The sequence below is a fragment of the Arachidicoccus sp. genome (assembly GCF_050436765.1).
Lineage (GTDB): Bacteria > Bacteroidota > Bacteroidia > Chitinophagales > Chitinophagaceae > Arachidicoccus.
The window spans coordinates 21,021-30,275 of record NZ_JBNQGD010000212.1; the positions used below are offsets into that span (position 1 = coordinate 21,021).

Below are 9,255 nucleotides of genomic sequence, written 5' to 3' on the forward strand. Positions count from 1 at the left end.
AAAAACTTTGAAACTATAGCCGTATAAGACCTAACATCGCATTTATCAGTCTGCCTTGCTTTATACTTGATTAAAAGATCGAAAATGGGCCGTTTTAGAAGATCTTTTTTATTTTTTTGCATTAATTTTAATTTACGTTTCATGCAAATTTAAAAATTTCGTACCTTCGGTAAATAAAAGAAGTTATTTCATATGCCCAATAAAGTTAAGTTGATAAACCGCCTACGCAAAGGCCGGGTGTATCGTCGCTCGGATATAGAGCAATGGTCCTCGTCAATAGACAGAGAACTTAATAGCCTTGTCAAAGGTGGTGTTTTGCAAAAACTGTCACGCGGGCTATATTATTATCCTAAAGAAACAGTATTCGGCAAAGCTCCTCCGGAAGAAAACGTACTAGTACGCGAGTTCCTGAAAGATGACCGTTTTCTACTTACATCTCCCAATGTATATAACAGTCTTGGTGTGGGCACCACACAGCTTTATAATCAAAGAGTGGTGTACAATCATAAAAGACATGGTGAGTTTAAATTGGGCAACAGAAAATTCTCCTTCAGGATAAAGCCGCACTTTCCCAACAAACTAAATGAAGAATTTTTATTGGTGGATTTGGTGAATAATTTAAATAAACTTGCAGAAGATCAAGAGAAAGTTCTCGGCAAGGTAGGCGACAGATTGCGTACTATGGATAAAAAAAAGGTACACTATTATATTGCTCGTTACGGCAATCAGAGAACAAAAAAAACACTCGAAACCTTAACGCGATAATTTTTTAAATGGCTGCTACTTATCTTCATGAACATAAAGATTTTTTAGACCTGTTAAATATCCTACACGATAACACAAGCATAAACTCGTACTTGATAGAAAAAGATTACTGGATAATGCATGTGCTTTATGGACTAAAGAAACAGGGCTTTGAATTTGAGCTGAAGGGTGGCACTTCTCTTTCCAAAGGTTATAAAATTATTTCCCGTTTCAGTTATCCAAAGTAAATTATTATCCAAAGCTAGCTATAAAAATTCAGATAATTTAACGGTAAATCCTATCTACTTGTGATAATCTTCTTTTGATAATATTATGATTAACTTGTTTACAGAGCGAGGTTTCGTTCGGTAAAACAAGGAGAAATGGAAACAGAAAGCGAAAACATCAAAATTCTCATCAAAGAGTGTCTAAGCTTTTTGAGAGAAGAAGGCTACTCAGAAGCCTGCATTGCAGTGCATCAGTGCAAATGGGAGCAAGGTATTCAGCAATATATGGATGATAATTCCATAATAGATTATGACGAAAATATAGGAAACCATTATCTCGCTATTGCCATAAAAAATAAAGCCCCTTCTACAAAATAATGTTATAGACCCTTGTATTACAGAATCTTTAATAGCGAAATGGAGCAAATCCCGTGTAAATGATAGTCGTAGAACTTTATATGATAAATATTCTGTCCTATCCCAGTTTTGTAAATACATGTGTCACATTGGTTATATATGTTATGTGCCCCGGCTTCCAAGAAGATCATTTGAAAATTATGTACCCCATATCTTCACCCAGAAACAGATACAGCAGTTTTTTTCGAGTATGCGATACATTGGTTAATAACTCCAGGAATATGGATTGTATTTTATTCGCACTACCAGCATTATATCGCCTCCTTTACAGTACAGGTATACGGATTGGCGAAGCCATATCGATAAGAAATGAAGATATCAATTTTGAGCATCATCATATCATTATTCGAAAGACTAAGAATCAACAACAAAGGTTGGTTTCCCTTAACCCATCAACGCCAAGGCTGAGGAAGGATCATGGGAGAAAGATGCCAAACTAAAGATCTGGCTGAAAGGTTTGGCAAAATAAAATCAAGAAATTGTTATCCAAAGCTATTTTACAAAGTAAAGCATATAAGAAATTGATTAGTAGCACTTAGTTTTTTGAACTTTGGATAACAATTTACTTTGGATAAGAAAATTTATCAAAACTTGTGATAAATAATATTATCCAAACTTTTTCCGGAAAAACATGGGTCATTAATCTGTTAAGCAGGAAGTTTGGATAAAGCAAATTATTATCAATTTCCAACACCCCATCATAGAGGTAAGCGCTGAGTTTATCCCACCGGTTAATGCTGTAAAAAAAGGCCTTGCTGATGGAGCTTTTGGAAAGTATGTTGCCACTCTTTACTTCTGTAGCCATCCACTTTGCAAAAGCATTGAGCCTGGGGAGGGATTTATCTAAACGAGTTTTTTTCTTTGCGTGGCATCCATCGCTTTTTCCCTTGCTTGCCGCTCTACACTATAAAGAGCTTGAATAAATAATAGTGCTATCTCTGCCCGCGCTTTATCATTGGACAAGGCTTTCTCAAATTCACGTCTCGCATGAGCAGTTGAGATGTATGATATCTTCACTTTTACCAACAGAATCATAGACCGTATAGCCATCCATTTGCAGATAATCTTTTGATATATCTGCAATCTTCCCTATTTTTTTTGCGAAATCAGTTTCCAATTTTTCATCCATGCTGTTTTCGCCCCGTCTGTATAAATAGTCAAAATTTCTGCATTGAGATATTTGATTAAAATTCCTCCGGCAGATTCTCCACCCTACCCCACATGTCATGTTCCGGCACATATGGCAATTGCTGCCAGAAACTTTTAGTGGTAGGATTTAAACGAAAACTTCCAAGATACAATGCCAGCTTTAATATTTCCTGACGGCTTTGATAAATGTGCGATTGAGGGACTTTTTATTTTCTTTAAGTTGTTTATTGCTTTCAATCAAAACGAAGCGTTTATCGGTATTGATATAATATTTTCCGCTCCGTCCAGATAAGTTATTTTTAAATTGCGTAATTGGTCTTTTAATGCAAGAGATATTTCTTCCGCTACCAGAATGATCGGCAGATAATTTATCGAGAGCTATTTTATCTCTTTTAAGGCAGACCTTCTTACTATCTTTTTCACATACACATACAGAACGAATTTATTCCGATTTGGAAATTTGAGATTTAATTTTCCGTCTATTTCAGAATTTCCTTTTAGGTCTGTATGTATCTATTTTCCCCAATCCTGACGTTGTTCCAAGATTTTCGAATGCTTGCTCGACCAAGTGATTTTTGGTTATAAAAATATTTTCGTTCATTTTTTAACTATGTTCATATTTAATGAACAATAAAAATTAGTGAACAAAATGAAAGGGGCGGGAATTTATTTTATTATCCACAACACTGATCCCACAGATGAGCCAACTAAAGATTTCTGGATGTGGTTTGCCTGAAACGAAAACTTCAAAGAAAATGAATTATTGTATGCGCCAAAGAATTGGCATCATTTTTCATCCAGTAATATCGTATCCGCCCACATTAGGGACTAGACTTAAACAAATAATAATAAGGATTAAAAAGAAACAGTTCTGACAAAGTTTGATGACCCGAGAAAAATAATTTCTATATTCCCTGCATAAATTCAAGTTTTCACTTTTTCAATATTATTTATGGATTTACATTCTGGATTACCATTTTGGATCGTCAAAAACGAATTAAATGATTATTACAATCCCTTGTTAAAGGATATTGAAGTTGATGTCGCTATTATTGGGTCAGGGATTACGGGAACTTTAGTCGCCCATGAATTGTGTAAGGCAGGAATTGAATGTGCGATATTTGATAAACGTACATTATCCACCGGCAGTACTGCCGCTAGTACAGCACAATTACAATATGAAATTGATGTCCCGCTAGTAAAGTTAATTTCAAAAATTGGCGAAACTGCGGCGGTAAACGCTTATCAATGCTGTTTACAATCCATTACCGACATTGAAAACGTATTAAAAAACTCGAAATCAGAAGTAGATTTTGAAAGAGTGAGTAGTTTATATTTAGCCAGTTCAAGAAAAGATTTAAAATTATTAGAAAAAGAATATGAGTGTAGAGTAAAAAACGGCATTCCTGTTTCTTTTTTAAATAAGTCGCAACTTAAAACCTTTCATAACATAGAAAGTTATGGGGCGCTCAAAAATTTGGAAGCGGCACAAATGGATTCCTATAGAGCCGCAAAAAACATTATGCAATTCCTACAGGAAAACAATGCCCTTCAAATATTTTCACACACGACCATTACTCATTGGGAAAAAATTAAAATCGGATATGAGTTAAAGACTGAAAAGGATTTTAAGATAAAATGTAAATACGTAATAATTGCTGCAGGTTTTGAAGCAGGAAAATTCTTACCTAAAAAACTTGTACATCTAAATTCAACTTATGTAATTATATCCCAACCTGTACATAAACAGGATTTGTGGCCGGAACGGAGCCTGATATGGGAAACCCAGGAGCCTTATATTTATCTTAGAACTACCTCCGATAATCGCATGATGATTGGTGGCGGAGATATACCTTATAAAGATCCGGTAAAAAGAGATCAGCTTTTAAGAGAAAAAATTAATTATTTGGAAAAAAGGTTTAAAAGCCTTTTTCCCCATATTGCTTTTGAGGTAGATATGGCATGGTGTGGGACATTTAGTGCAACCCAGGACGGACTCCCTTTTATTGGCAATTATCAAAATAAGGATAAAATGTTGTTTGCATTAGGCTATGGTGGCAATGGGATAACATTCAGCATGATTGCTGCACAAATCCTGACAAATAAAATCTTAGGAAAATACGATTCGCGTGAAGAATTATTTGGTTTTAATAGAAAAAAAAAGTGATTCTATCAAGCTCTTCTGGCTTTTTATCCTTGCCTGTTCTGGCATCTGTTTTGCTTCTGCAATTTTGTGGACCCCACACATCAACGCAGGGTGGAGAGGCTTGTAACTAAAAATAAAATCACCTATGGGAAATAAACCTCAAGAATCTAATTGGAAAGAATTGGTGAAGCAATTAAATACCATTCTGGAAAAGCCCGATGATGATTTGCAAACAGAAAAACTAACAAAGGCTCTTCGTAATGAATCCCCTACAGATATTGCGCTTGGGTTGGAGGAGCTCAAAACCGAACAGGTAGCAACTGTATTTGATGTGCTTGAAAAGAAAGTAGCAAAGGAGGTATTAGCAAAATTAGAACCCGAATGCCAAAAGGATCTCTTGGCCAAACTCGATTCCGACAAATGGCATGATTTAATAGAAACACTACAACCCAGAGATAAGGCATCTGTTTTAGCCGAAGTACCTAAACAGAAGTTAAACAACTTCCTTCGGGTCGAGAGACCAAATACGGCAACAGTAAAGGACGTAGAGCAACGACTCAATTACCCTAAGGGCACTGCAGGTAGACTGATGACTACCGAGTATGTAAGGTTAAATAAAGAATGGAGTGTTCAACAGGCTCTTGAGGCTGTACGGCAAACAGATCCCAAAGTGGATATTCCCGAAGATTTATATGTGGTCGAAAAAGAAACAACCGATAAAATTGTAAAAAGTCGTTTATTAGGCGTCATTTCAATTAGGGAGTTGCTCATGTGTGACCCCAAGAAATTAGTGAACGAAGTAATGTCTACCGAGGTGGTTTCCATTGCTGCAAGTGTTAATGAAACGGATGCTGCAACCTTATTTTCCAAATATAAATACATGGCAATGCCCGTGACAGATGACGATGATAACCTTGTGGGAGTAATTCCCGCAGATGATCTCATTCCCTTTATAATCGGGAGATTGCGGCGCTTGTATACCCAAGCTGTAGGTACAGATACCGAAACTATGGAAAAACTCTCGCCTCTTCAAGCAGCCCGATTGCGTGTGCCGTGGCTGGTTGCAACGATGGTTGTCGAGCTCGGTGCAGGGCTGATAATTTCTCATTTTGACGCTGTACTTCAGAAAATAATCCTACTTGCCTCTTTTATGCCTGTCATTTCAGCGGTATCAGGAAATGTAGGGTTACAAGCTGCCGCTATTACCGTACGTGCGCTTGACACAAAATCAGGAGGTCGTAAAAACGTGTGGGGAGCTTTAAAAAAGGAAGGTGCCACTTCTTTTCTAATGGCACTTACCTGCGGATTGATTTTGGGAACAGTGGGGGCTATTTGGTCCAAACATCTTCCTTTTGGTTTAGTAATAGGAATAGCCATGATGTGTTCAATGTTGACCGCCGGATTTATGGGCACCGTTATTCCAATGCTTTCAAAACAGCTTGGATTTGACCCTGCAACGACTGCTGGCCCTTTTGAGACTGCTTTTCAAGATATAGTGGGATTTGCAGTATTCTTAGGTCTTGCGACAGTATTGCAGCATTGGATGACCTAATCATCCAATAAGGATATCTAATTAACAGCGAAATTGAATTTAATTATTGGATGATTGGTAAACTCGACTGCAGGATTTTCACTTTTTTAGTCTGCCGAATATTCCTGGTGTTTAGGTAATACTTACAGATTGAAATTTCATTTTTTTAATTGCAGAATATGTCTTTTTATTATTTATTTGAACAAGTTGGCAAATTGGATATCCTGCAAATGGTTGTTAGAGCTTTTGTCATATTTTTCTTAGCCTTATTTCTGATCAGAATAACAGGAATGAGAACCTTTGGCAAGAAGTCGGCCTTTGATATCGTCGTTGGAATTATTTTAGGCGGGGTCCTCAGCCGCGCGGTTACTGGCTCTTCTCCCTTCTTCCCTACCGTAATCGCTAGCGTGGTAATAGTTCTACTTCATCGTATTGTTGCAATTTTATCAATGTACTCAAAAAAGATGGAAAAATTAGTAAAGGGTCAGGCGAGAGAATTATATAAAAACAAAACCATCAATTGGAAGAATATGAAACGCAGCAATATCAGTCTGGAAGATCTCATGGAAAGTGTAAGAGACAAGGCGCTTGTAAATGATTTAAATGAAATTGAAGAAGCACGAATTGAACAAACAGGAGAAATTACCGCCGTCAAAAAATAAATGTATGGCTTCCAAATGCCTGCCTCTTGGGCGATGCATGTTTATAAACGTTTTGAATTTGAGGAAATTTTTACCCACTTTGTCCAATTAAATAAAAATCTTTTTTAAAAGTTGGGCCTGCTTTCTAAGCTCTTATTAAGTGCACAGTATATATTGACATCCATAAAATGCTTTGTCTGTTATTTTTAGGAATGGCCTTTGTTTATATAAATACCAACTTGTTTTATATTCTCATTTTTTAACCTAAATATCATGGAAAACACAAATACCAACTTTCTTAGTGACTCGATAATTGAAAAAGAAGATTCGAATTTTTGCAAATTATTCCTGGATGGAATAATGGATATTTATTGGGTTGAAAAAGAATTAATTGATATGCTACCCTATATGAAAGAAGGAGCTACTTCAAGAAAACTGAAAGAAATTATAAGTGCCCATCTCCAGGAAACCGTAGGGCATGCCTCTCGTCTGGAAGATATTTTTGCATTAATGAATATTGAATCGAACACCAAAAAGTGTAAAGCTATGGCCGCTTTAATTAAAGAAGTCAAAGGATTATTATCAGACACCGGCGAAGATTCAATGGTTCGCGATAGCGCAATAATTTTTGCCGCCCAAAAGATTGAACATTATGAAATCTCCACCTATGGAACATTGTATAGATGGGCCCAATTAATGGGGAGACTTGATATTGCTGATCTCCTTCATAAAAATCTCGATGAAGAAAAAGCGGCTGATGACGCACTTGCTAATACAGTTGAATCAATCATACGTAATCAAGGCACCAAAGAATAAAATGAATGTCATTTTAATTTCCCTTCCTATGGCGCCATCCTTGAAAATATGAAGAACCGAATATCTCCTTTCCTAATTATTATCCACCCTTAAAAAATATAAACCATGTTTCATCATGTTAAAGAATTGCAGTTCAATGCTAGAGTATCAAAAGCAGATCCCTATTTTGCTAATTTGTTGTTAGAACAATTTGGTGGGGAGAATGGAGAATTAGCCGCTGCTATGCAATATTTCACTCAAGCTTTCGGCGCAAAAGTACCTCACCCCGACAAATACGATATGCTGATGGATATTGCCACCGAGGAGTTTAGTCACCTTGAAATTGTGGGAGCTACGATCCAAATGTTACTTAAAGGAGTAAACGGTGAATTAAAGGATGCTGCCGACAATTCAGAAATAATGCAAATAATGAATGGCAAAACGGCAAAAGAAAGTATAATTCATGACGCACTAACAGCCAATCCTCAATTTGCTGTTATTACTGGCGGTGGTGTTACTCCGAGAAATAGCCAAGGAATTCCCTGGTGTGCTTCATATGTCAATTCCAACGGTGATTTGACGGTCGATTTAAGATCCAATCTCGCCTCCGAGTCGAGAGCCAAATTAGTTTATGAGCATTTAATGAAATTCACACAAGATCCTTATGTACTGGAAACCTTATCGTTTCTAATGACAAGAGAAGTTGCGCATTATAAAATGTTTGAAGCCGCCCTTGATTCCATTCAACCAAATTTCCCGCCCGGTATACTAGCTGCAGATCCCCGATTTACACAACAGTATTATAATTTATCTAAACCTGAAAGTGCTCTTGGCCCCTGGAATCAGGGACAGATGCCGGGGATGAGTAAAGACTTTGAATACATAGAGGAACCGTTAGCTTATGTCAAAAAGAAAGCTACTGAAAAGCCATCTCAAGAAACAAAAAGACAATTAGCGCAAACGGAGAAACAAAATCAAAAATTTAGTAAACTTAAAAGCGATGAAGTTAAAAAAGCTGATAAAAAAGATAAAGGCCAGTGGAGTGATTATGATAAAGGATGACCTCAGATAGTCCGGCGTAATTACAACAAACCCTATAAATTTTCAATAGATAGATGCTTGAGGCGGCCCGCTTTACGAATGGGTCCTATAGTCTTATTAATGATGTTCAAGGCCTGCATTCCGGCCGCCTCTTAGCCGGCTTCCTATATTCATAGGTATTTATTCACTGCCGGACGCATTTTAAATATGCTTCAATAGCCTATGGCACAAACGAGATAACCATGTGAACAAAAGGTGTGTTCTTCTCAAAATTTTTAAATAAGTAACCTATGGACTCGATACCAAATAGGATAAGAAGACGCTAGTTTAACTTACAAAATGTAGGGGTAATTAAGGAAGTCCATTTATCTCTTTAGCAAAGGGCATCCGTTTTAACAGCCACCTTCTCACTCAAGTCTACTGATCTCAACTTGGATACAAAAATTAACCATTTCTTTCCCACAGGTCTTCTTTATATTTTCCCCATTTCTTTTAATTTGTTATAAAGTGTTTTACGGTCAATTTTCAAGATTTCAGCAGCCCTCGACTTATTATATTTCACGC

Annotated in this window: 9 protein-coding genes and 1 pseudogene; 8 read left to right on the plus strand and 2 right to left on the minus strand. The window is 36.8% G+C overall.

The window, feature by feature from the left end; all coding sequences use genetic code 11:
* Nucleotides 1-192 precede the first annotated feature (192 nt).
* From ACQR30_RS09380 to ACQR30_RS09390, 3 genes are all read left to right on the plus strand, one after another.
* Nucleotides 193-765 carry a DUF6088 family protein gene (locus tag ACQR30_RS09380; protein WP_429734346.1) on the plus strand — a complete coding sequence of 191 codons (573 nt, stop codon included), beginning with the start codon at nt 193-195 and terminating at the stop codon, nt 763-765.
* A gap of 362 nt (nt 766-1,127) precedes the next feature.
* Nucleotides 1,128-1,349 carry a hypothetical protein gene (locus tag ACQR30_RS09385; RefSeq protein ID WP_429734348.1) on the plus strand — a complete coding sequence of 74 codons (222 nt, stop codon included), beginning with the start codon at nt 1,128-1,130 and terminating at the stop codon, nt 1,347-1,349.
* Between the two features lie 179 nt (nt 1,350-1,528).
* Nucleotides 1,529-1,828, plus strand: coding sequence for a tyrosine-type recombinase/integrase (locus tag ACQR30_RS09390; RefSeq protein WP_429734366.1), 300 nt, complete (start codon nt 1,529-1,531; stop codon nt 1,826-1,828).
* 230 nt (nt 1,829-2,058) lie between these two features.
* Here the strand turns inward: ACQR30_RS09390 and ACQR30_RS09395 are convergent.
* Nucleotides 2,059-2,457, minus strand: a pseudogene (locus ACQR30_RS09395) (IS66 family transposase); the annotation flags it as partial.
* Between the two features lie 1,032 nt (nt 2,458-3,489).
* Here ACQR30_RS09395 and ACQR30_RS09400 point away from each other — a divergent pair.
* From ACQR30_RS09400 to ACQR30_RS09420, 5 genes are all read left to right on the plus strand, one after another.
* Nucleotides 3,490-4,704, plus strand: coding sequence for an NAD(P)/FAD-dependent oxidoreductase (locus ACQR30_RS09400; RefSeq protein ID WP_429734350.1), 1,215 nt, complete (start codon nt 3,490-3,492; stop codon nt 4,702-4,704).
* Nucleotides 4,705-4,828: 124 nt separating this feature from the next.
* Nucleotides 4,829-6,235, plus strand: a complete 1,407-nt coding sequence (gene mgtE / locus ACQR30_RS09405) for a magnesium transporter (RefSeq protein ID WP_429734352.1) — start codon at nt 4,829-4,831, stop codon at nt 6,233-6,235.
* 158 nt (nt 6,236-6,393) lie between these two features.
* On the plus strand, nt 6,394-6,876 hold the full coding sequence (locus ACQR30_RS09410; protein WP_429734354.1) for a DUF421 domain-containing protein: 483 nt from the start codon (nt 6,394-6,396) through the stop codon (nt 6,874-6,876).
* A 252-nt stretch (nt 6,877-7,128) separates the two neighbouring features.
* Complete coding sequence (locus ACQR30_RS09415; RefSeq protein ID WP_429734356.1) at nt 7,129-7,671, plus strand: ferritin-like domain-containing protein; 543 nt, start codon at nt 7,129-7,131, stop codon at nt 7,669-7,671.
* A 105-nt stretch (nt 7,672-7,776) separates the two neighbouring features.
* Nucleotides 7,777-8,712 (plus strand): manganese catalase family protein, encoded by a 936-nt coding sequence (locus ACQR30_RS09420; RefSeq protein ID WP_429734358.1) that lies wholly within the window; start codon nt 7,777-7,779, stop codon nt 8,710-8,712.
* Nucleotides 8,713-9,163: 451 nt separating this feature from the next.
* On the opposite strand, the gene ACQR30_RS09425 is transcribed toward ACQR30_RS09420, so the two are convergent.
* Nucleotides 9,164-9,253, minus strand: coding sequence for a helix-turn-helix domain-containing protein (locus tag ACQR30_RS09425; RefSeq protein WP_429734368.1), 90 nt, complete (start codon nt 9,251-9,253; stop codon nt 9,164-9,166).
* Nucleotides 9,254-9,255 lie beyond the last annotated feature (2 nt).